The sequence below is a fragment of the Ilyomonas limi genome (assembly GCF_005233845.1).
In the GTDB taxonomy this organism is placed as follows: domain Bacteria; phylum Bacteroidota; class Bacteroidia; order Chitinophagales; family Chitinophagaceae; genus Ilyomonas; species Ilyomonas limi.
In genome coordinates this window covers 171,609-196,090 of the sequence record NZ_SZQL01000011.1, presented here as the reverse complement: position 1 = coordinate 196,090, position 24,482 = coordinate 171,609, and the positions used below count along the sequence as shown (strand labels likewise).

General features: G+C 41.5%; 17 protein-coding genes and 1 tRNA gene. 10 read left to right on the top strand and 8 right to left on the bottom strand.

Annotated elements, in window-relative coordinates:
* Window positions 1-833: 833 nt before the first annotated feature.
* From FC093_RS14540 to FC093_RS14525, 4 genes are all read left to right on the top strand, one after another.
* Window positions 834-4,208, top strand: a complete 3,375-nt coding sequence (locus tag FC093_RS14540) for a vitamin B12-dependent ribonucleotide reductase (RefSeq protein ID WP_137262517.1) — start codon at window positions 834-836, stop codon at window positions 4,206-4,208.
* 536 nt (window positions 4,209-4,744) lie between these two features.
* Window positions 4,745-4,951, top strand: a complete 207-nt coding sequence (locus FC093_RS14535; RefSeq protein ID WP_137262516.1) for a hypothetical protein — start codon at window positions 4,745-4,747, stop codon at window positions 4,949-4,951.
* Window positions 4,952-5,224: 273 nt separating this feature from the next.
* Entirely contained in the window at window positions 5,225-6,646 is a 1,422-nt protein-coding gene (locus FC093_RS14530; RefSeq protein ID WP_137262515.1) for a CCA tRNA nucleotidyltransferase, read from the top strand.
* 479 nt (window positions 6,647-7,125) lie between these two features.
* Complete coding sequence (locus FC093_RS14525) at window positions 7,126-9,264, top strand: peptidylprolyl isomerase (protein ID WP_170971096.1); 2,139 nt, start codon at window positions 7,126-7,128, stop codon at window positions 9,262-9,264.
* Between the two features lie 272 nt (window positions 9,265-9,536).
* On the opposite strand, the gene dnaJ is transcribed toward FC093_RS14525, so the two are convergent.
* Window positions 9,537-10,694, bottom strand: a complete 1,158-nt coding sequence (gene dnaJ, locus FC093_RS14520) for a molecular chaperone DnaJ (RefSeq protein WP_137262513.1) — start codon at window positions 10,692-10,694, stop codon at window positions 9,537-9,539.
* A 92-nt stretch (window positions 10,695-10,786) separates the two neighbouring features.
* Window positions 10,787-11,359, bottom strand: a complete 573-nt coding sequence (locus tag FC093_RS14515) for a nucleotide exchange factor GrpE (protein WP_240743314.1) — start codon at window positions 11,357-11,359, stop codon at window positions 10,787-10,789.
* 344 nt (window positions 11,360-11,703) lie between these two features.
* Between FC093_RS14515 and FC093_RS14510 the strand changes: the two genes are divergently transcribed.
* The 3 genes from FC093_RS14510 to FC093_RS14500 all read left to right on the top strand — a co-directional run bounded on the left by FC093_RS14510 (window position 11,704) and on the right by FC093_RS14500 (window position 13,572).
* Window positions 11,704-11,777 (top strand) — tRNA-Asn (locus FC093_RS14510).
* 232 nt (window positions 11,778-12,009) lie between these two features.
* On the top strand, window positions 12,010-12,867 hold the full coding sequence (locus FC093_RS14505) for a phosphatidate cytidylyltransferase (RefSeq protein ID WP_137262512.1): 858 nt from the start codon (window positions 12,010-12,012) through the stop codon (window positions 12,865-12,867).
* Window positions 12,868-12,915: 48 nt separating this feature from the next.
* Window positions 12,916-13,572 carry a phosphatidylserine decarboxylase family protein gene (locus FC093_RS14500; protein ID WP_137262511.1) on the top strand — a complete coding sequence of 219 codons (657 nt, stop codon included), beginning with the start codon at window positions 12,916-12,918 and terminating at the stop codon, window positions 13,570-13,572.
* Between the two features lie 163 nt (window positions 13,573-13,735).
* Here the strand turns inward: FC093_RS14500 and FC093_RS14495 are convergent, their stop codons facing one another.
* The 4 genes from FC093_RS14495 to FC093_RS14480 all read right to left on the bottom strand — a co-directional run bounded on the left by FC093_RS14495 (window position 13,736) and on the right by FC093_RS14480 (window position 17,824).
* Window positions 13,736-15,583, bottom strand: a complete 1,848-nt coding sequence (locus tag FC093_RS14495) for an amidophosphoribosyltransferase (protein ID WP_137262510.1) — start codon at window positions 15,581-15,583, stop codon at window positions 13,736-13,738.
* A 610-nt stretch (window positions 15,584-16,193) separates the two neighbouring features.
* Window positions 16,194-16,760, bottom strand: coding sequence for an NADPH-dependent FMN reductase (locus FC093_RS14490; protein WP_137262509.1), 567 nt, complete (start codon window positions 16,758-16,760; stop codon window positions 16,194-16,196).
* A gap of 35 nt (window positions 16,761-16,795) precedes the next feature.
* Window positions 16,796-17,323: a YceI family protein gene (locus FC093_RS14485; protein WP_137262508.1), complete on the bottom strand. Its 528-nt coding sequence runs from the start codon at window positions 17,321-17,323 to the stop codon at window positions 16,796-16,798.
* 45 nt (window positions 17,324-17,368) lie between these two features.
* Window positions 17,369-17,824 (bottom strand): MarR family winged helix-turn-helix transcriptional regulator, encoded by a 456-nt coding sequence (locus tag FC093_RS14480; protein ID WP_170971095.1) that lies wholly within the window; start codon window positions 17,822-17,824, stop codon window positions 17,369-17,371.
* Between the two features lie 327 nt (window positions 17,825-18,151).
* On the opposite strand from FC093_RS14480, the gene FC093_RS14475 reads away from it, so the two are divergent.
* Both FC093_RS14475 and FC093_RS14470 read left to right on the top strand, forming a co-directional pair.
* Complete coding sequence (locus FC093_RS14475) at window positions 18,152-18,508, top strand: BlaI/MecI/CopY family transcriptional regulator (protein WP_137262506.1); 357 nt, start codon at window positions 18,152-18,154, stop codon at window positions 18,506-18,508.
* 10 nt (window positions 18,509-18,518) lie between these two features.
* On the top strand, window positions 18,519-20,915 hold the full coding sequence (locus FC093_RS14470; RefSeq protein WP_137262505.1) for an N-acetylmuramoyl-L-alanine amidase: 2,397 nt from the start codon (window positions 18,519-18,521) through the stop codon (window positions 20,913-20,915).
* Between the two features lie 70 nt (window positions 20,916-20,985).
* Here the strand turns inward: FC093_RS14470 and FC093_RS14465 are convergent, their stop codons facing one another.
* On the bottom strand, window positions 20,986-22,212 hold the full coding sequence (locus tag FC093_RS14465; RefSeq protein WP_137262504.1) for an AIR synthase related protein: 1,227 nt from the start codon (window positions 22,210-22,212) through the stop codon (window positions 20,986-20,988).
* A gap of 29 nt (window positions 22,213-22,241) precedes the next feature.
* Between FC093_RS14465 and FC093_RS14460 the strand changes: the two genes are divergently transcribed.
* Window positions 22,242-23,363, top strand: coding sequence for a bifunctional riboflavin kinase/FAD synthetase (locus tag FC093_RS14460; protein ID WP_240743313.1), 1,122 nt, complete (start codon window positions 22,242-22,244; stop codon window positions 23,361-23,363).
* Window positions 23,364-23,433: 70 nt separating this feature from the next.
* Here the strand turns inward: FC093_RS14460 and holA are convergent, their stop codons facing one another.
* On the bottom strand, window positions 23,434-24,432 hold the full coding sequence (gene holA / locus FC093_RS14455; RefSeq protein WP_137262503.1) for a DNA polymerase III subunit delta: 999 nt from the start codon (window positions 24,430-24,432) through the stop codon (window positions 23,434-23,436).
* Window positions 24,433-24,482 lie beyond the last annotated feature (50 nt).

The window sequence follows — 24,482 nt, the reverse complement described above, 5'->3', positions numbered from 1 at the left end:
GCTGTTTGGCAAAGCTTAGTGTGCTGTTCGGTTGAATCTTGTACTGAGAATGTGTACTACAGAGTGGAGATTTCCGGTGGTTTTACCCTTTGGCGGTAACGGGCAAATAAGAATTCCAGAAAAGCATTCATTTTAGTGGGAGACAGGCTCCTGTTTGATTGATGAAGTAAAGATATATACAGTTGGAGATACGGATATTATTCATCCGATATAAGCGGTTAAAATACTTTCACAAATGGTAAAGTATGTGTGAAGGGTGGTAAAATAAGTGGTTAAGTGCGAGAATGTTGTGGTGAGTGGCAGCTACTGTGTATGAGTAGAAAATGTGGAGGTGCTTACATGTGCAGCTATTTAGCTGCTGCTATAATGAGTTATTTATAATAGTTTTTTTAGCTACTAAGGTTATGAAACCTAAGCTTTACAAAAGCAGTTCTTACGTAAATAACTGTAAAGTTGTGCCTTTTCCTCAACATTTATTTTATACTGCCGCATTACAAATCCTCTACCAAAAAATTTCTTCAAAATGTTATGCACCGACTCAAACGCAATACTTACAATATGAAGAATTGAGTTATCCACAATTATCCACATTCAATCTGCATAGTTACATTATGCCATCTCATTTCGGCAAGGTATTTTCGTCTTCCCAATTAACTTTTTAGAGCGAAAAAAGATGAGTACATTGGTAAACAATTATTATAGTTATCCTGCCGTCAAACGCCGCTGTCAGGTGGCTCTATCGTCGGTCTGTTGTATTGTTTACAAATAAAGATGCTGCGAGATAAACCCTGCTTTTTACAATATTTAAATATAACAATCAAAACCTTTTCGATATGAATGTACAGACTAACCCGGGGCTGCAATTCAAGCGCCGCTTCACACAAGAAGGAGTAAGTCCTTACGATCAGTTTGAGTATGATTATCGTACCAGCATCATTCGCAATCCCAGCGGCGAAGTGGTGTTTGAAATGAACAACGTAGAAGTGCCGAAGGGCTGGAGTCAGATTGCTACCGATATTCTTGCCCAAAAGTATTTTCGCAAGGCCGGTGTGCCACAGCCGGATGGCACTACCAGTCGCGAAACCAGCGTAAAACAGGTAGCCCACCGCATGGCGAATTGCTGGAAAGTATGGGGCGAACGCTACGGTTATTTTGCTTCATCTCAGGATGCACAGGTGTTCTACGATGAACTGGTGTACAGCATTCTTAACCAGGCTTGCGTGCCCAACAGCCCACAGTGGTTTAATACCGGTCTGCACGAGAGCTATGGTATTACCGGCAAGCCACAAGGACATTATTATGTTGATCCGGTGGATGGACAGTTAAAGAAATCTACTAATGCGTATGAGCGTCCGCAACCACACGCCTGTTTTATCCTCAGTGTAAGCGATGATCTGGTGAATGAAGGCGGCATTATGGACCTGTGGACGCGTGAAGCACGCATTTTTAAATATGGTTCTGGTGTGGGAACCAATTATTCTTCCATCCGTGCTGCCGGTGAAAAACTGAGTGGCGGCGGAACTTCCAGTGGCTTAATGAGTTTCTTAAAAATAGGTGACAGGGCTGCAGGCGCTATCAAAAGTGGTGGTACTACCCGCCGTGCGGCTAAGATGGTTTGCCTTGATCTGGACCATCCCGAAATTATGGAGTTCATCAACTGGAAAGTGGAAGAAGAAAAGAAAGTGGCTGCATTGGTTGCTGCGGGCTATGATAATAGTTATGAAGGCGATGCCTATGCAACTGTTTCTGGTCAGAACTCTAACAACTCCATCCGCATACCCAATGAATTTTTCAAGGCTTTGGAAGAAGATGGGGATTGGGAACTAAAGGCACGCACTACCGGCAAGACAATGAAGAAGATTCCGTCCCGCGAAGTATGGAAGCAGATTGCATATGCTGCATGGCGTTGTGCCGATCCTGGTACACAATACGATACCACTATCAATGAATGGCATACCTGTCCCAAGGGCGGCCGCATCAATGCTTCCAACCCTTGCAGCGAGTACATGTTCTTAGATAATACTGCTTGTAATCTGGCCTCGGTTAACCTTCGCAAGTTCTTTGATGAAGGAACGAATTTGTTTGATGTAGAAGGCTTTGAATATACCACGCGCTTGTGGACGACTGTGCTGGAAATCTCTGTATTAATGGCACAATTTCCATCCAAAGAAGTGGCGCAGTTAAGCTACGATTACCGCACACTCGGCTTGGGCTTTGCTAATCTGGGCTCTATGCTCATGGTAAGCGGCATTGCTTACGACAGCGAAGAAGCACGCGGCATAGCTGGTGCTATCACCGCTATCATGACGGGTATTGCCTATAAAACTTCTGCAGAAATGGCTTCCTTCTTAGGTGCTTTTGCTAAGTATGAAGAAAATAGGGAAGATATGCTTCGCGTAATGCGCAACCATCGTGCAGCAGCCTACGACGCAGAAGATGCGTATGCAGGTTTGGAAATAAAACCACAAGGCATTAACGCTAAATATTGCCCGGATTATCTATTAACCGCAGCTACCAAAGCCTGGGATGATGCAGTGCAATTAGGTGAGAAATACGGCTACCGCAATGCACAAACAACCGTAATTGCTCCAACCGGTACGATTGGTCTGGTGATGGATTGTGATACGACCGGTGTTGAACCTGATTTTGCTTTGGTGAAATTTAAAAAGTTGAGCGGTGGTGGTTATTTCAAAATCATCAATCAAAGTGTGCCTCAGGCGTTGAAGAATTTGGGGTATAATGAAAAACAGGCCGCAGCTATTGAAAAATATGCAGTTGGTGCTGCTAATTTTGAAGGCGCTCCATTCATCAATCCGCAAACGCTGAGTGAAAAAGGCTTCCTGGCTGAAGAAATTGCCAAGCTGAATGCGGCTGCAAAATCTGCTTTTGAAATCGGATTTATCTTCAATAAATACACATTAGGCGAGGCTTGTTTGGAACGCTTAGGCTTTACATCCGAGCAATACAACGACTGGAATTTCAACTTATTAGAAGCATTAGGCTTTACTGATGAACAAATAGAAGCTGCCAATGATTATGTATGCGGCACGATGACGGTAGAAGGTGCGCCTTACTTAAAAGAAGAACATTTACCCATTTTTGATTGTGCCAATAAATGCGGTAAAAAAGGCGAACGTTATATACATGCCAATGGCCACATCCGCATGATGGCAGCCTGCCAGCCATTCCTCAGCGGTGCTATTTCCAAAACCATCAATCTGCCACACGAGGCAACGGTAGAAGAAATAGAAGCCTGTTATATGCTTAGCTGGAAGTTGGGCTTGAAAGCAAATGCATTGTACCGCGATGGATCTAAATTATCGCAACCATTAAGCAATAAAAGTGACAAGAAGAAAAAAGAGGATAAAAGCGAAGAAGCAGGTGCACAAGAAGCAAGCGTGAAAGAAGCATCCCTTTTACAAACGCAGCCCGAGAGCAATATTGTTGACCTGAGCAAATTATCGGTGGAAGACTTGCTGGTTGAGGTACAAAAACGGATGCAGGAAAGCAGTGATACGAGCCTGAAACGTAAGCTGTCGCAAATTGTAGAGCGAAAAACATTGCCCAAGAAGCGCCGGGGCTTTACACAAAAGGCAAAAATCGGCGGACAAGTATTATTCCTCCGCACCGGCGAATACACCGATGGAACGTTAGGCGAAATCTTCATTGATTTGGCTAAAGAAGGTTCTACATTGCGCAGCCTGATGAACTGCTTTGCCATCTCGGTTTCTGTAGGCCTGCAGTATGGCGTACCGCTGGAAGAATTTGTAGAAAAATTTGTATTCACCAAGTTTGAGCCCGCCGGTATGGTGGATCATCCAAACATTAAAACAACAACATCCATTGTTGACTTTATCTTCCGTTGCCTGGCTTACGAATACTTAAACAGAACCGACCTGGTGCATGTGCTGGATACACCCGAAATCTCCAATCTGGGTGAGGAAGAAGACGAACTGGAACCATTGGTAAAGCCTGCTTTAAGCACTATTCATGTAAAAGCTACTTCGCCCAATACTACGCCTGCCCCGCAGCCGCAAAAGCTGCAAAAAGCAGTTGTAAAAACCGAAGCTGGTTTAGATGCTGTTAATGCTGCTGCCAAGAGCATGCAAAGCGATGCACCGGCTTGTAACACTTGCGGACATATTACCGTGCGCAGTGGTACTTGCTACAAGTGCCTCAATTGCGGCAACAGCATGGGTTGCAGTTAGTGTGTTTTCTGAGGTTTACTTTACTTACTCATTAAAGTGCTTCGTATTATTTAATACGGAGCATTTTTGTTTTAACTGCCAATTCGCTAAGACGCGAAGAATAGTAAAGTTTAAAACTGTTTCGTTGATTACTTGCTTTTATACTGTTATAATTCTTTATTGTGAGTGCAAGGAATTTCAAGATTTCTTTCCTTACACGTTACACAATTTTGTCTCAGTGCCTTGGCAGTTAAAAACCACTTACTCCTCATATTTGCCGCTGATCCATTTTCACCACTCATTGTTGCTTTGTCAGGCAGCATTGCATTTATCTAATGCCTCTTTATACAGCCTGAAAGCGGACGATAGTGTTCGTTTTATACCACTTTTTAATTTTAAAATTCCACAGTGTGGATTTTTTATAACATATTTTAATTTAGTTTAAGTGTATTGAAATGGAGTTTTTTACGTTTTTATTCTGACTTATTCACCGTTTTTCAACAAAAAGTGGCACAGTTATGTGACTAAGCTCTGTGTAACTTTAAAAACCAACAACCATGTCAGCAATTATTAAAAATATACCTGTTTCATCTGTACATTCATCAGTTGTTTTAGGTATCAACACCGGTAAGAAATTGCCTTCTTCAAATAATATTTACAATAACTATTCTGCTGCTGCATCCAAAAAGTGGGTTCGCCAGTCGAGTGAAAAACGTTTTACCATGGATTGGGATATGAACAAAAGCGAATTAGAGTTTGAATAACTACTCCATTGCAAAACGTGAAACGACATTTGTGTATTTAATCATTAAGATGTCGTCTCACGTTTTGTAAGGCGTTATTTAACCGGCAAAATCATTATAAAACGGATGCACCCGCGTTCGTTATTTTTATGATGTTTTTGATCATCATCTAACTTAATGTTGAACCATATTCAGCTTTCAACATACCCGTTTATCAGCTAATTTGTTTGCTTGTCAGCATAAGCAAATCATTCTTCTTATTGCCAAAATATAGCTGCCTTTATCTTTGCTGCTATGCAGATACCTTGTACTGGAAAAGAGTTATTTATTTTTCGCAAAATTGCAGCAGCAGCGCAGGAGTTGCAATATCCAACTTACCTCATTGGCGGCTTTGTGCGGGATAAAATTATTGGTCGCCCCAGCAAGGATGCTGATATTGTTTGCGTGGGCGATGGTATTGTGCTGGCACAAAAAGTAGCTGCGCGTTTTAAGCCACAACCGGTTGTTGCATTCTTTAAAAACTTTGGTACTGCGCAAATAAAAATTGATGATTTTGAAATAGAATTTGTAGGAGCGCGCAAAGAAAGTTATCGTGCCGAAAGCCGCAATCCCGATGTGTTGCCCGGCACTTTGCAGGACGATCAAAACCGCCGTGATTTTACCATCAATGCACTTGCTATAAGTTTGAATAATGAAGATTATGGTGCATTGATTGATCCTTTCAACGGATTGAAAGATATTGAACGAAAAATCATTCAAACACCATTAGAGCCGCTTCAAACTTTTAGTGACGACCCGTTGCGCATGTTGCGGGCTATACGTTTTGCCACCCAGTTACGATTTACTATAGCCAACAAAACCTTTGCAGCTCTTAAAGAAGATGCAGCAAGAATCAGCATTATTTCGCAGGAAAGAATTACTGATGAATTGAATAAAATAATGTTAAGCCCAAAGCCTTCTGTTGGTTGGGAGTTATTATTTAAAAGTGGGTTGCTGCAAATTATTTTTCCGCAAATGGTGGCGCTGCAAGGAGCAGAGAATATTGATGGAATGGGGCATAAAGATAATTTCTATCACACCCTGCAAGTAATAGATAATGTTGCCGAGAAAAGCAATGATTTATGGTTGCGTTGGGCGGCTCTTTTACATGATATTGGAAAGCCCGCCACCAAAGCGTTTGAAGAAGGGCATGGCTTTACTTTTCATGGTCACGAGGTGGTGGGTGCGCGCATGGTGCCCAAAATTTTTGCTAAACTAAAGCTGCCGCTTGGCGAACACATGCGCTTTGTACAAAAGCTGGTAGCACTGCATTTGCGTCCTATCAGCCTTACCAAAGAAAATATTACAGATAGTGCTATCCGTCGTTTATTGTTTGATGCAGGGGAAGATATTGATGCATTGATGATATTGTGCAATGCAGATATTACCAGCAAAAACAAACAAAAAGTAAAACGTTACCTGCAAAACTTTGAATTGGTGCGCCAGCGTCTTGCCGAAGTAGAAGAAAAAGACCGGATCCGCAACTGGCAGCCACCTATCACCGGTGAAATGATTATGCAAACATTTGATCTGCCTCCAGGCAAAAAAGTAGGCATAGTTAAAGACGCCATCCGGGAAGCTATTTTGGATGGGGTAATTGAGAATAATTTTGATGCAGCTCATCAATACATGCTCCAAAAAGGCGCAGAGATTGGACTACAGGCTATTATTAAATAAGTACAATTTTTATAAGCCTTTAATTTTCAGTATAAGGTGAGCAAAATACTGCCGTCATTCCTCAATTGCGCCCAATGTGGAAAATCTATTATTTACAACTGGCGGGCGCTTTGTGCAGACCTGTGGATTGAATTTACCTGCAAGTGATTATTAGAAATTGGTACTGTATCATTACTATTGATTGCACCGCTACCTACAGGTTCCACGCAAACCATCGTAAAATTCGATTAAACTTAAGCCTCCTTGTCGATGGCAATTGTGGAATGACAGGCAGAGCGCAGTATAGTTTCAATATCGAAATAAACAGTACGGAGCATAAATTAGATTACTATTCGCCACTCACAACTGACCTTTCGCTTTTACTCACATATTGTAAAAAGGGCTTAAAACTGTTGCCTGCAGCAACGAGGAGCAAAATATAGCTGTTTTTGAATAGCTTATTCCCCTATTTTTGCCATCCTCTAAAAATGGATTTTTTTATGTCAGTTATTCAGACAATTCGTGATAAGGGTGCATGGATCGTTTTCGGTATAATTGCGCTTGCTTTGATTGCTTTCATTATGCAGGATTCTTCTCTCCGCAGCGGCAATCCATTTGCTAATAACAATACGTTGGGAACAGTAAATGGTGAAGATATACCAAGGGATGAGTACCAGGCGAAATACGATTATATGGATCAAATGAGCCGGCAAAGTGGTCAGCAAATGCCGCATGGTATGCTGAGTGAGCAAACGTGGAATTACCTCGTACAGCAAACCCTGCTCAACCAGGAAGTGAATAAAGCAGGGCTGGTAGTTACGCCGGATGAAATGGGCGATGTACTCTTCGGCGATAATCCTCCGCAGTGGATTCAGCAGCAATTTACCGACCCTAAGACCGGTGTATTTGACGCCAATCAGGCACGCCAGCAATTTGCACAACTGAAAAAAAGGATGGACGACCCGAGAGTACAAACTGCTTACAAAGAATATTTGCAGCCCAACCTGGAGCAAACACAACTGCAAACATTATATCAAAAGTACAGTGCCCTGCTCACCGAATCGGTATATGTGCCTAAATGGCTTGCCGAAAAAGCCAACACCGATAATAGCCTGATTGCCAAAGCCTCATACGTATATGTGCCTTACAGTAGCATTAGCGACAGCGCGGTAAAAATAACGGATGAAGACATTAATGCCTATGTGCAAAAGCATGAAAAGCAATTTAAGCGTGAAGAAGAAACCCGTACTATTTCTTACATCACCTTTAGTGAAGCGCCAACTGCTGCCGACAGCGCTGCTGTAAAAAGCAGTGTGGAAGACTTAAAACAGGCTTTTGCCACAACTAATGATGTGAAGGCATTTGTTACTTCCAAGAGCAGTGGTGCACCTTATACAGGCATATATGCTACTGCAAACGATTTAACAGGTCCGTATGCAGACTCTATTATGCAGTTGCCCTTAGGCGGTGTCTTTGGTCCTTACATAGATAATGGCGCTTATACATTGGCAAAACTGGTAGCCAAACGCGTAGTGCCCGATACAGTGAGAGTGCGTCATATTCTTGTTAAAACAGCCGATCAGAATGGTCAGCAAACATTGTCCGACAGTACTGCTAAGAACAGAATTGACTCGGTGGTATATGCTATACAGCACGGCGCCAATTTCGACTCAATGGTGCAGAAGTACAGTGATGACCAGGGCAGCAAGGGTACAGCCGGTGAATACACTTTTTCTTACTCACAGTTCAGTGGTATCAGTCCCGAGTTTGCCCAAACTGCTTTTTACGAGCCGGTGGGTACCAAGAAAGTAGTAAAGGTGGCTACTCCACAATATTCCGGTTATCATTATATAGAGGTACTGAGCCAGAGCAATATGGAGCCTGCTTATGATGTAGCGTACGTATCTAAGCCTATTGAAGCGAGCACCGAAACAATTAATGCAGCCAGTACGGCCGCTTCCAATTTTGCTGCAAACAGCAGGGATTATAATTCTTTTACTGCCAATGCGAAAAAGCTGGGCAAAACACCTGTTCCATCGCAGGACATAAGGAAAAATGATTATTCCATTAGCGCAGTAGACGGCGAAAACCGTGATTTCATCAAATGGGTTTACAGCAATAAAGTTGGCAACGTGTCTGACCCCGTTGAGCTGGGCGACCAATATGTAGTAGCTGTTATTACGGGTGTTGAAAAAGAAGGCCTGGCTTCGGCAAAAACAGCCAGACCAATGGTAGAAAATTTTGTGCGTAATGATAAAAAAGCAAAACTTATTATTGACACTAAAATAAAAGGCAATACACTGGAGTCGGCTGCTCAAAGCTCCGGCACCAGCGTTCAACATGCCGATAGTCTCTCTTTTCAATCGCCAGCCGTTCCGGGTGTAGGCCTCGAACCGAAAGTAGTTGGTGCTTCATTTAATAAGCAAATACTTAACAAAGCAAGCTCACCCATTGCCGGCAACGGTGGTGTATTTGTGGTAAAGGGCGAAGGAGTATCGGCTACCTCAACTGTAGTAAGCACGCCAGAGCAAACCGCTAATAACATAAAAGGTACGCTGATGCAACAGCAAGGCAATGGTATGCTGGATGCACTCCGTAAGGCAGCTACTATTAAAGATAAGCGCAGTGATGTGCTATAGTTATGCCTGAATAATAGTGTATTTTATTAGGATATTTTCCGGTGGTTTTTCTAATAGACCAGATGGAAAGATCATTTGATCTTATAAAAAGGTTCCAAACTTTTAAAAGTTTGGAACCTTTTTGTTTTGGAGTTGGCCGTGCCATTGCCTTGCCGGAGCTTACAATGGATGGCAAAAAGCGCTGACAGGGTTCTAAACCATGTCAGCGCTTTAATGGAAGACCAAAGCTTTATTTAAAATAAAAAAGCCGGCTGTAAGCCGGCAATTTATTATTAAGTGAATACTTCTTTTACTTTCTCGAAAAAGCTTTTATCGCTTTTACCCGGCTGGGGTTTAAAATTGGGACTTTCGTTCATTTTTTCCAGCATGCTTCTTTCTTCTGCTGTAAGGTTTTGCGGTGTCCAGATGTTTACATGCACCAATTGGTCGCCACGCTGATAGCCTTGCAGTTCGGGGAAACCTTTGCCTTTTAGCCTGAATATCTTGCCACTCTGAGTACCAGGTGGGATCTTTATTTTAGCACGTCCGTCAATGGTAGGCACTTCTACCTGCGTTCCAAAGGCAGCTTCAGGGAAGGTAATATGCAGTTCATATGCTACATTCATACCATCGCGGTACAACTCTTTGTGTGCTTCTTCTTCTATCACAATCAGCAAATCGCCGGGTGCTCCGCCACGTTCGCCTGCATTGCCTTTGCCCTGCATACTTAACTGTATGCCTTCCTGCACGCCGGCCGGTATATCTATGCTCACCGTTTCTTCGGCATACATACGGCCTTCGCCTTTACAATGGCTACATTTTGCAGTAATGGTAGAGCCTTCACCGTTACAGGTAGGACAGGTGCTCACCGTTTGCATTTGACCCAAAAATGTATTGGACACCTTACGTACCTGGCCGCTGCCGTGACAGGTAGGACAGGTTTGAATGCTGGCTTTATCTTTAGCGCCGGAACCATCACACACATTACAAGGTACATATTTCTTTACCTTGATGTTTTTAGTAACACCTTTGGCCATCTCCTCAAAACTGAGTTTGATTTTTACACGGAGATTGCTACCACGATTGCCACGTCCACGACTGGTACGGGCACCGCCGCCACCGCCAAACATGCTGCCAAAAACAGAGTCGCCAAAGATGTCTCCAAACTGGCTGAAAATGTCGTCCATATTCATGCCACCGCCAAAGCCGCCACCACTCATACCCGGACCAAATGCCTGATGACCAAAGCGGTCGTATTTCGCTTTTTTATCGGCATCGCTCAATATTTCGTAAGCTTCAGCAGCCTCTTTAAATTTCTCTTCGGCCGATTTATCGCCGGGGTTACGGTCAGGGTGATACTGCATAGCCACTTTGCGATAAGCCTTCTTTATCTCATCGGCAGATGCTGTTTTGGAAACGCCCAACACTTCGTAATAATCTCTCTTTACCATATTTGCCTCCTCCCCTAAAGAGGAGTAGTGTTAATTGTTTATGTTTGATTTTTATTTATAAGCTTCCTATTCCCTTTAGGGGTTAAGGAACATTATTTTCCTACTACCACTTTGGCGTGCCTGATGATTTTGTCGTTGAGGTAATAGCCTTTTTGAACTTCGTCCAGTACTTTGCCAGTCTGGTCTGGCGTCGGCGAGGGGATTTCGGTGATGGCATCATGCTTTTCCACATCAAAGTCCTGCTGTACGCTGTCCATAGCTTTTAGTCCTTTTTGCTGCAGGGTATTGCGTAATTTGTTAAATACCAGCAGTACGCCTTCTTTTATCTGCTCCGTATCATTGCTGTTTTTCATCTGCTTTTCTGCACGGTCCATATCATCCAGCACATCTAACAGCGAAATAATTACGTTTTTACCCGCCATTTGGCTTTCTTCCAACCGCTCTTTGGCAGTACGGCGCCTAAAGTTGTCAAACTCTGCCATCAGGCGCAGGTATTTATCCTTTTGATCCTGCAAGTCTTCTTTCAACTGAGCAACCTGGTCGTCATTTTCTACCGGATCGTTCAAGTGCGTAGTGCCTGCTGCATTTTCGTCAGCATTAATATTAAAATCTGTCGCTTGTGCAGCGCCAGCACCATTGTTTCGTGTGTCTTTTTCTTCCATCATGTCTATACAAATTGGTTAACTATAAACAGTCAAAATTATTGCCAAGCAGGGTAATGCGCAAATTTGGCAGTAGAAACTAAGGAATGTTTAAGGTTTAAGGTTCAAGTCACGAGTTGCGAGACTCAAAAAACAATTTATAAAGCTTCAAGGTTTAAAGTTGAAAATTGCAGAATGGGGCGATACGAGGTATTTAGGCGCATTCGGTTGCTAATGCAATAATTACTTATTTAGGTAGTAAGAATGCTTGTTTTAGTATTTCTTGTTTAGGGTAAATAAATTTCCAAAAACCTTTGCTCAATATTTAAATTCTCCTATTTTTGCAACCCCTTACACAAGGGAATGATTCCCGAATAGCTCAGTTGGTTAGAGCATCTGACTGTTAATCAGAGGGTCACTGGTTCAAGTCCAGTTTCGGGAGCAAAAGAAGCCAACCTTTATCAAACGGTTGGCTTCTCCTTTTTATGTATGCTTAATAGAAGAGAATATTATACCCGTATTACTATTTCCCCACAGCAAGTAAAACGGTAACCGTGCTTTTTGTATAGCTATTTTTGATGCTTCTTTGTGATAAAGAAAGTTTTTATGGTAAATAACCAATAGCTAATGCTCTCAGTGTATAACAACTATTTTAAAATCTGTATCCTTCGCGTATGGCATTTAACCTGCAAACATTTAAGACGCGCTCACTTACGGCAGTAGTGTTTGTAATAGTGATGCTGGCAGGCTTACTCATTAATTTTTACTCTTTTCTGCTGCTTTTTACCATTATTCATTTTGGTTGTTGGATAGAGTATCAAAAATTACTGGGGATTATAGATACAGATTATAAAAAAATTCCGCTTTTTCATAAGTATGGCATTATGCTGCTTGGCTGGAGTTTAATGTTGTGTGCCAACAGTGTAGCGCCGTTTGCAGGTGCTGTAGCCATTACTTCCATCGGGTGGAGAATGCTGATCATTTTAATAATTCTGGTACCCACTGTAGATATTATACACCTGAAGTCCTATACTTTTAAAAATTTAGGGTATTCACTTGCTGGTTTGCTGTATATATCGGTGAGTTGGGCATTGATGATTAAATTAAGAAGCATGTATCTGCTGCCTGCTAATAATGGTTTAGTTATTCCGTTGATACTAATAGCTTCTATCTGGATAAACGATACAATGGCGTACATTGTTGGTTCGCTGATTGGTAAAACCCCATTGAGTTCTATTTCGCCCAAAAAAACACGCGAGGGCACCATAGGCGGCGCTTTGCTGGCGATAGTGATAGTTACGCTGATAAGTCATTTTGCATTTCACCTGCCGGTAGTACATGTAATCATAATTTCGGCTATTGCAACGGTCGCGGGAACCATAGGCGATTTGCTGGAAAGCAAACTGAAACGTTTAGCCGGTGTAAAAGACAGCGGTGAACTAATGCCTGGTCATGGTGGCTTTTTAGACCGCTTTGATTCTCTTTTACTGGCAACACCGTTTGTGTGGTTGTATGTTTATTTTGCACTGTAATGTAATGGTTTGTGCACTTATCTTTGCGCGCGTAACCCACCGTTTAACATGAAGATTCACAAAGAAGGCTATCAATCAATTGGTATTGCTGCACTGTTATTTGGCATTATCAATCTTTTTTCGTTTAATTTTTTAAGCGGTAGTCATCCGCTTATAGCGATAGTTGTGTTTGCCATTACTTTAATATTATTCTTATTTATCATTTCGTTTTTTCGTATTCCCAACCGTTTGCTAACCGATGATGAGGAACAGATTATTTGTCCGGCCGATGGTAAAGTGGTGGTAATAGAAGAAGTGGTGGACGATGAGTTTTTTAAAGATAAACGCATACAGGTAAGTATTTTTATGAGCCCTGCCAATGTGCATGTCAACCGCAATCCGATAAGCGGTGCGGTGATGTATAGTAAATATCACAAAGGAAAATACCTGGTAGCGTGGCATCCAAAATCTTCTACTGAAAATGAACGGCACAGCGTGGTATTGCAGAATGAGCGGGGTGAGCTACTGGTAAAGCAAATTGCCGGTGCCCTTGCCAAACGTATTGTAAATTATCTCACACCCGGCAATATCGTAAATCAGGGCAGTGAAATGGGTTTTATTAAATTTGGCAGCCGGGTAGATGTATTGCTGCCATTAGATGCTAAAGTACAGGTGCAGCTCAATCAAACGGTGAAAGGCGGGGTAACGGTACTGGCTACGTGGTAATATATCTTGGATCACGGTTTTTTACAGATGTTGTAATTTCGATGAAACGCACTGAATCTTCCAAATAAAAAAGCTCCGGACTAATTATAAGTCCGGAGCTTTTGTTTTATTCAGTCTAATTTCTTCCTGATCCTTTGCTTCCTAGCATCTTCGCGGTAAAAAATTAATAACCCCGCATATTTTTTCCTTCCATAAAATGGATGAAAGCACGATTGACCACGCGGTTGCCGCCGGGTGTAGGATAGTTGCCGGTAAAATACCAGTCGCCGGTATTGGTTGGGCAGCTATCGTGCAGGTCCTCAATCGTTTGGTAAATTACCTGTACCGGAATTTGCAGATCGGGTGGTGTAATTAATTCCGCAATTTTATTGGATATTTCTTCGGTAGTAAAAGGTTTGTACACGTAGCGCACTAAATTTTCGGTATGCAACTGGTTATTGCGTTGGAGTTCTTTGCATTGCTCATAAATCTCATCCAGGCAGTGCATCATATTGCGTTCTTTAAGCAAGGCAATGGCTGCCCGAAAAGCAATAAAATCGCCCAATTTGCTCATATCTATGCCATAACAATCGGGATAGCGTATTTGCGGAGCAGAAGAAACAACAATGATTTTTTTAGGACTCAATCTTGCCAGCATCCGCACAATACTTTCCTTTAAAGTTGTGCCGCGTACAATAGAATCGTCTATTACAACCAGCGTATCCGAATCTTTCTTAACCGTACCATACGTAATATCGTACACGTGCTGCACCATCTCGTTGCGGCTGGTATCTTCGGTAATAAAGGTGCGAAGCTTTACATCTTTAATGGCAATTTTTTCCTGCCGTATTTTACGGTTCACCAGTTCCTCCAGCGCTTCAGGATTAATATTATCGCCCCAGCTAAGAATACGCTGAATCTTACGCTGGTTGAGGTAATCTTCCATACCTTTTACCAAACCATAAAAAGCTACTTCGGCAGTGTTGGGTATATAGGAAAAGATGGTATTTTTAAGGTCGTAATTAATTTCTTCCAGTACGCGATGACTTAAATGGTTGCCTAATGCAATACGCTCGCGATAAATTTTTTCATCGGAGCCGCGGCTGAAATAAATACGCTCAAACGAGCAGGCGCGGCGCTCTTTTGGCGGCTGTACTTTCTCTATTACATGGCTGCCTTTATCATCCACAATCAATGCATGTGCGGGCATCAGTTCGTGCACTTCGTTTTCACCCACATTAAATGTTGTACGAATAGAAGCCCGTTCACTGGCTGCTACAATTACTTCATCATCAATATAGTAATAAGCTGGACGAATGCCGTGCGCATCGCGGGTAACAAAACTATAGCCGTTACCCAGTAACCCCCCAATTGTATAACCGCCATCAAAAAGAGGAGTAGCCCTTTTTAAAACATTCGCTATATTGGCATGATTAGGGTGCGCGTCATCTTCTCTGGAAAGAAAATGGTGAATAACTTCGAGCATGGCAGCGAGGTCGCTTTGCTTTTGAAACTCGCCCGGATCCATATTTATTAAGTCGAACAGCTCTTCTGTATTCACCAGGTTGAAGTTACCAGCAAGTGCTATATTTTTCCCTGGGTTATTGTCGCGCTTGATGAAAGGATGGCAAAACTCTACCATATTTCTGCCTTGTGTGCCGTAGCGGAGATGTCCGAGCAGCAACTCACCCATAAAAGGCAAATGACCTTTCATTAAGCCGGGGTGCTGACGAATATCGGACTGGTATTTTTCCAGTTCGTGTACTTCCTGGCCAATTTTGTAAAAAATATCGGCAATAGGCTGCTGGGCATTGCTGCGGGTGCGGTACAAGAAGGGATAGCCTGGTTCTACATCCAGTTTTACGGCAGCAATACCGGCGCCATCTTGTCCGCGGTTGTGCTGCTTTTCCATCAACAGGTACAGCTTGTTAATGCCGTACATGACAGTGCCATACTTTTTGAGGTAATAGGAAAACGGTTTTAACAGGCGAATGTAGGCTAAGCCACATTCATGTTTTATTTCGTCGCTCATGTTGTGTAGGAAGGCGCAAAGGTAACAAAAAAGGTATCAGTTGTAAAACTTATAACCACTGCTTTAGTTGCTTTGTTTGTTAATTAACATTGCTATTTTTACTAATTTTATTGTAGTGTAACATAAATAAATTTAAAAATTAGATTTAATCGCAGTGTAGCAGGGCTTGTAAATATCGTGAGAGTAACTTCTTACAGCAAGTCATTGTCTGACTTTTTCTTCACGCCTTGCGTGACAGGCATTGAAAGAAAAAACTAACCAAAAAGTTATGAATGGGTTGATGTTTTTCAATGGTATTCATGAGAACGCTTCGCTTAGTTATTTCGTGAATAATTGATTGCTTTTGCCTCAATGAGCCACTTCGTGGGTTCAGGGGCGGCATGATCGCTCCGTGCATCCGTCCGTGCCCCGCCAACTTTGCCTAAGATGGACTTTCATTAACTTGGTGGATGGCTTGGCTAATAAAATGGCTATCATTATATTTAAGTACTCCTTGAACTTAAAAGAATTTACGTTACATTGTACTTAGTACGTAATAAGAACAGTGGGGCATATATAAATTATCCAAATAAGAAAATCCCTCTGCACAGGAGGGATTTTTATTCATCCTTTATGCTAATTCGGCTGGCTCTACTACCGGGTGTATGCTCTCGGCGAGCCACAACAACTCGGTAACAAAGATGTCTATATTCTTTTGAAAATTAGGATCGAGCAAATTACCCTGTTCATCAAACTTCTTGTTTACACCGGGTACTACCAGCATGTATGGCGAGCCAATACCAAACAGCGCGTGAATGAGTAACTGTAACTGCTGGCTGGCGCGGATGCCGCCCATAGCACCATCCGATGCGGTAACAATGCCAAATGCTTTGTGCTGCTGCTTTGGAAAATGGTCAAACAGGTTTTTGAGCGCCGAGGTATAGCTGCCGTTATACTCGGGTGTAACCATAATAAACGCATCGGCGCCAAACATGCGGCTGCCAAGCGGCTGCAGGTTTGCAGGTACTTTTTCTGGCGACATCCATGCTGTTTCCAGCACCGGAATATCCCAATCACGTACATCTATAATATTAATATTATGCTGCGAAACCTTTTGCAGGTAAGCCTTTAAGAACAACGCCACACGATTGGTCATGCTGTTTTTACGCGGACTACCGGATATTATTTCGATATTCATAGCTGGCTGGCTCTTTTTGTAGCAGATTTCAATTTTTAAGCCTGTTTTACCAACTGCACGCTTATCTGCAGCTTTACATCATCGGCCAGCATTACACCGCCGGTTTCGAGGGCTGCATTCCATTCCAAACCATACTCCTTACGGTTGATTTTGCCAACAATTTCAAAGCCTACTTTTGTTTGTCCCCAGGGGTCTGTATTTACGCCGCCAAGTTCTACATCCAGTGTAACGAATTTGGTAATGCCGTGCATGGTAAGATTGCCGGTAAGCGTGTAATCATCTCCGCTTTTTTTCTGAAAAGAAGCAGAGTCGAACGTAACTTTTGGAAACTTTTCAGCATCAAAAAATTCAGGTGATCTTAAGTGTCCGTCTCTTTGTTCGTTATGTGTAGTAATGCTTGCTGTTTCCGCTTCAAAATGAATTTTCGCATCGGTAAAATCGTCTTTTTCGCTTTCCATGTAACCTTCAAACTTAGTAAAGCTGCCGGTAACGCTGGTAATCATCAGGTGTTTAATTTTAAAATTGATTTCGGAGTGTGCGGGATCGATTTTGTAAGTTGCCATAATTTTTGTTTTTAGTTGTTTTTAAATAAAATTAGTTTGTAACAATTATTGTTCTTTATTCACTTTTTCCAGTAAATCATTCAAGATTTTTGATTCTTCATTGCTTAGCCGGAGAATGCCGTCAAACGTTTCGTTCATTTTTTGCGAACTGCTTTCCAATAATGCCAAGCCTTTATCCGTTAAAATCATCATTGTTTCACGCTTGTCTTCCTTCGATTGGCTTCTTTTTACCAGTTTTTTGTACACAAGCCTGTCTATAATGCGTGGTACGTTGGAGCTGCGTTCAATCATGCGGCCGGCAATATCTTTTACACACATATTTTGCGGGTGCTTACCTTTCAAAATACGCAGCACATTATACTGCTCGGCAGTAAGATCAAAAGGCTTCAATATAGCACTCACTTCACATTTTAGCTGGTAAGCTGTAAATAAAATGTGCAGCCCGGCTTTTTGTTTTTCACTTGTAAAGTTGTGCGATTGTATGGCGTCTTCCAGTTTCACAATGCAAATATATGTATATACATGCAATTTTAAAAATTTATTTTTAGATACATGTTTAAACCGCTAAACCATGAAGGCATAAAGGGAATAAAAGTATATGAATCCCTCACTCAGATAAGTTGACGTTAAAAGCTTTACACGGCAGGCAGCGTATTTTTACGCCAAAGCAGGAAGCGCTAATATCCATATTACGGCACCGCTACAATGTCTTAATCATTTGCGTAAAAGCCATTTGGTGCCTTCACGCCTTAGTGGCAAAAATTAATAACTAAAAAAATAGTTGTTAAACTAAATTATTAGTTTATCTTTGACTAAACATTTAGTTGTATGAAAAGTTTAACCAAAGCCGAAGAGCAGGTTATGCAGGCTTTATGGAAGTTGGGAAAAGGTTTTTTGAAAGATATCGTAGAAGCCATGCCCGCTCCAAAACCGCACCCAAATACCGTAGCTACCCTATTGAAGATATTGATGGAGAAAGCATTTGTAGGAACGGAGGTATATGGGCGAATGAACGAGTATAAGCCACTTATCAGCAAGCAGGCTTATTTTAAAAACACTATGAATGGTTTGGTAAAAGGCTATTTCGGCGGATCGTTTGCGCAAGCTGTTTCTTTTTTGGTAGAAGAAAAAAAGCTAAGCCTCGAAGACCTGGAACTGCTGCTAAAACAATTAAAGAAAAAGTAAACTGCCATATATGCAAGCCATACTCATATACCTGTTGAAAGCCACTATATGTTCGGGCATTTTATTCCTGTATTACTACATTGTACTGCGCAACAAACGATTCCATTATTATAACCGTTTTTACCTGCTGATGAGTGTCGCACTCAGCCTTTTACTGCCTCTGCTGAACATTGAATTATGGGAGTTTCAAAGCAATAACCGCCAGGTGATTCAATTGATGAATGTAGCCGTTGTAAATACGGTGGAAATAAATGCTGATGGCGGCGCTTTTACATTTTCTTGGAGTTTGTTCATCATGCTATTGTATGCACTCATTACGTTACTAATGCTATTGTTTTTTATATTTAGTATTCATAAACTCTATCGCTTTAAGCACATATATCCGGTTGAAAAGCTTGATGATATTCTTTTTATTAATACTGATTTACAACAAGCGCCTTTTTCGTTTTTCAACAATTTGTTTTGGAAAAACACAATTGATATTACCGACTTAACCGGCCGGCAGATCTTTAAGCACGAACTCACGCATATTGAACAAAAACATAGCTGGGATAAATTGTTTTTACGCTTAACCACGCTTGTGTTTTGGATGAATCCTTTCTACTGGCTTATACAAAAAGAGCTGGGCCTGATACACGAGTTTATTGCCGATGAAAAAGCTATTGAAAACAAGAGTGCAGAAGCATTTGCACTTGTGTTGCTTCAATCGCAATATGGCAAACACATATTTTCTCCTGCGCAATCATTCAATTATTCACCTATAAAAAGACGGTTACTTATGCTTACCACATCTGCAAAAACGAGCTACAGTTATGTAAGACGCATTATGATATTGCCTTTGCTGGCAGGTACCATTATGTTATTTGCTTTTAAATTAAAAGAAAGCAGGCAACAGCAAAGTTTAGTACACACCAATACTCCATTCACTTTGTTGGTAGATGCCGGCCATGGCGGAAGTGAAGCTGGTGCAGTTGGTATAAATGGTATCATGGAGAAAGACATTAATTTATCTGTTGCTAAAAAGGTGCAGGCGTTAGCACCGGAATATGGCATTACGGTAAAAATGACGAGAACGGAAGATATAACCATGGATCAAAAAATGAGAATGGATGTGATTGAGCAGGCGCATCCAAATGCTTTTGTTTCTATACATGTGAATACTACAGAAGAGCCGCAGACCAGCAAAAATGAAGTGAGCGTGTATATAACAAGAGATGAATCCAATGCTAATTACAGGCAAAGCCGCTTACTTGGTTCCAGTTTGCTGCAAGTGGCAAAGGATGATTTTCCGGTTAGCTCCACCATAATGCAGCGCAAGGAACAAGGCATTTATGTAATAGATAAAAATCCTTATCCTGCCATTGTTGTAGAGTGTGGCTACATTAATAATGCTGATAATGTAAAACAGTTAACAGATGCAAAAAAAGTAGAGCAACTGGCAAGAGCTATTTTGCAGGGCGTAGTTGCTTACGCCAATGCAGCACCTGAAACTACAAGTGTTGTAATAACAGATACCAGTGGCAAAACGCCTTTATATTTTGTTGATGGTAAGGAAGTTTCAGCAGTTGAATTAGAAAAAATTGATAAATCCAAAATAGAATCCATTAATGTTCTAAAAGGCAGCGGCGCTATAAAGCAATATGGTGAAAGAGGTAAGAATGGCGTGGTCATCATTAATTTGAAAAATGGTGATGAAAAAAACAAAAATTCCACATCGGATAGCGTGGATATTGATTTGAGATCTAAGACCGTTACGTTTCCTCCGGAAAATATTACCATTCAGGCGGATAAAATTTTAATGAAAACAGATAGTAAAAAGCAACCCATTTTCTTTGTTGATGGGAAAGAAATGTCTAAAGAAGCGTTGCAAAAGTTAAAGCCTAATAGTATTTATTCTATGTCGGTTTTAAAAGATGAATATGCTGTAAAAAAATATGGTGAAAGGGGTAAAAATGGGCTGATAGAAATAATTACAAAGGATAAGCACGAAACAAGTACCAGTGGCACGACATTTATTACAGCGACTGCGGCCATCAGTTCAGTTACAAGTGATACTACCATCAAACCGGAAAGTAAAGCATTTCAATATGATGTAAGCTTGACAGATCCAAAATTTCCCGGTGGGGCAGAAGCCTGGAAGAATTATCTGATTAGAAACCTGAATGCAAATTTACCTAAAGAGCAGAAAGCTCCTCCCGGAATTTATACGGTTGTCGTTTCGTTTACAGTAGATACCAAGGGAAATCTGTCGGACGTAAAAGCAGAAAACGATCCCGGCTACGGAACCGGCGCAGAAGCGGTGCGTGTTATTAAAAGCGGGCCTAAATGGATTCCTGCTGTCTTAAACGGACGTGCAACTGAGGCAAAAACAAAACAAGCAATTACCTTTCGGGTGGAAGAAAGCTAAATTGTACCCTAAGATGCTAACAAAAAAGCAGCACGCTAATGGTGCTGCTTTTTTTGCATAAAAAACTTTACTAAAACTTATACTCAATCAATTCATCTCCAGCATACAGTCTCAATTCTTTTTCATTATTCTTTTCCGTCCTGCCAATAATCTTTGCGTTAATATTGAAACCTTTTGCAGTTGCAATCATCTTTTCCGCAGCCTGTTCATTAGTAAAAATTTCCAGGCGGTGACCCATGTTAAATACCTGGTACATTTCCCTGTTATCCGCGCCGGAGTTTTGTTGTATCAATTGAAAGATAGGTGGCGGTGTAAATAAATTGTCTTTAATTACTTTCATCGGTGCAGGTAAATATTTCATGCACTTTGTTTGTCCGCCGCCACTGCAATGAATCACGCCATGCAGGTCGTCAAACTGTTCTTCCAGCAACACTTTCATCAACGGTGCGTAGGTGCGCGTGGGACTAAGCAACAACTTGCCGATTGTGAATGTAGAATTATCAATAGTCAATTCATCTGTCATGCGATTTTTACCAATATACACTACCTCATCTGCCAGCGATGGTTCGTAGGTTTCGGGATAGTTTTCTTTATACCATTTACTCAATACATCATGCCTGGCGCTGGTAAGTCCATTACTACCCAAACCGCTGTTGTATGCTGTTTCGTAGGTAGCTTGGCCATAAGATGCAAAACCCACAATTACATTACCGGGTTGTATCTTTTCGTTAGTAATAATTCTCCCTTTTTGCTGTCGTGCCATCATAGTTCCATTCACGGCAATGGTGCGCACTACATCGCCTACATCCGCCGTTTCGCCGCCAAGATAGTGGATGTGTACACCAAAGCTTTTCAGCATATCAAAAAACTCCTGTGTACCATCTATCACTGCTTTCAATACTTCGCCCATAATGAGCTTTTTATTTCTATCAATAGTAGAAGAAAACAGCAAATTATCATACACACCCACGCACAACAAATCATCCAGGTTCATCGCTACTGCATCCTGCGCAATGCCTTTCCAGGTATTTACATCGCCTGTTTCTTTCCAATATAAATAGGCCAGAATACTTTTGGTGCCGGCACCATCGGCATGCATGATATTTACAAAATCAGCATCACCACCAATAAAATCGGGATACATTTTGCAAAAAGCATGTGGGTACAAGCCGGCATCCAGTTTTTGTATGGCTGCATGTACTTCTTCTTTTTGTGCCGAAACACCACGTTGCGAATAGATGCCCCCATGCCCTGAAGGGGAGTAATTAATGCGGCTATATAGATAGTTGTAAGCCATTGACCAAAAATGAATAATAAAGTAAAGGAATGGCTGCAAATGTAAGTGATGATAGATTGTTATACTTTGCTATTTCTATCTCCCTTCAGGGAAGGGGCAAAACTCTCTTTAGGGGATGCGGGCTGCATCTTATCTTTGCTTCGTTTATGCTGGTACATCGAGATTTAGCCCATTTGCCTCATTTTCGAAATGCAGTAGTGACTATCGGTACGTTTGATGGCGTACATGCCGGTCATCGCAAAATTATTGAGCAGTTGAAGAGCGAAGCTGAAAAAGTACATGGCGAAACGGTTATTATTACTTTTCATCCGCATCCGCGAAAGGTGGTGCGCGAGGGGCAATTAGCCGTTCCTATCCTTACTACCTTACCCGAAAAAATTACTTTGCTGCAATCGTTGGGTATTGACCACTTGGTGGTTATTCCTTTTGATGCGGCTTTTTCAAACCAGGGTGCCGAAGAATATATTCAACATTTTTTATGGGAAAAATTCCATCCGCATACCGTTATTATCGGCTACGACCATAAGTTTGGCAAGGGGCGCTGCGGCGATTATCATTTGCTGGAAAAGTATGGCAAACAACTGGGTTTTGAAGTAAAGGAAATACCGGAGCATGTGTTGAATGAAGTAATTATTTCTTCTACACGCATTCGTGAAGCCCTGCTGAAAAGTGATGTGGCAGCGGCAAATAAATTCCTGAGCTATACTTATTTTTTTGAAGGGTTAGTAGTAATGGGCAATCAATTGGGCAGAACCATTGGTTATCCAACTGCCAATTTAGAAATAGCAGATAAAGAAAAACTGATTCCCGGTAATGGGGTGTATGCAGTAGAGGCGGAAGTTGTGCGCAATGGGCATGTGAGTGATGTGTCGTCAGTTGTGAGTGATTTAGGCACTAATTTACCACTTACCACTCCTCACTCTCTCAAAGGCATGATGAACATTGGTGTGCGTCCTACTGTTGATGGCACTAAGCGCACAATTGAAGTAAACCTGTTTGATTTTGATAAAGATATTTACGGGCAAACATTACGTGTTTTTATAAAACATTACATCCGTGGCGAAGTAAAATTCAGTGGTTTGGATGCATTAAAAGCACAACTGGCAGCAGATAAACAGCAAGCTTTAAAGTTGTTAAACAGCGAAGAATAAAACAGTATAGTTTTCAACAAATCCTTTGTGTTTCTCTGTGTCTTTTGTACTTCTTTAATTCCAAAATAAATCAACTCACCATTTTTACTACCAATTCCTTCATCAAATCCGCATCTTCAGTGCCTGCATTATCTATACCAATACTTCGCAAATTGTATTGATGCAATAGCAACAACACTTTTTCCACTCCATTATAGCCGTACAAATTGAAGGTTTGCAACGCCTGCTTCGCAGCATAAGGATTATTATAAAATAAAGACGCCACTTTCTTTTCACTCCTGTCTTCCATGCCATACATTGAATATACTTTGCTGAAATAATTGTACAGCGTTGGTAAAATCAGTTGTATAGGACCGGCTTTAGGGTTTGATTCAAAATACTTGATGATGCGAATAGCTTTAGGCACATCTTTTCTGCCCAACGCATCCTGCAACTCATATACATTAAACTCCTTGCTGATGCCGATGTATTCTTCAATATCTTCTTCCGTAATGTTTTTTCTGCCTTTCAGGTTTATTTCCAGCTTATCAATTTCATTGGCAATGCGCGACAAATCGCTGCCAATATTATCAGCCAGCATATTCAATCCCTTTTGGTTGATGCTTAAACCTTGTTGTTGTATGTATTGACTTATCCAGCCAGGCAGTTCATAATCACGCAGCTTTGCAGTACTTAAAAATTCCCCATTTTTCTTAAGTGTTTTGGCAAATTTGGTACGTGCATCTACTTTTTTCTCTTTATAGCTTACCACCAAAATAGTAGATGACAGCGGCTTTTCTACATAACCTTCCAGCTTTTCAATATCTTTCATTTGTTGCGCTTCTTTCAGCAGCACTACTTGCCTTTCGGCAAACATCGGGTAGCGGCGGCAGGCATTTACCACAGCCGCCCAATCGGCATCACGACCATAAAAAACAGTAAGGTTGAAGCCGGTTTCGCTTTCCGGTAAAAGCTGGTGCTCTGCATAGTTCATTACCACATCTATAAAATAAGGTTCTTCGCCTTCCAGCCAGTAGATGGGCTTAAAACGTTTGTTTTTCCAATCGGCAATGATACTTTCGGCAGACATAGTGGGCAAATATAAGCGGGATATGGATGATGTGAAAGATGTTGTGCCTT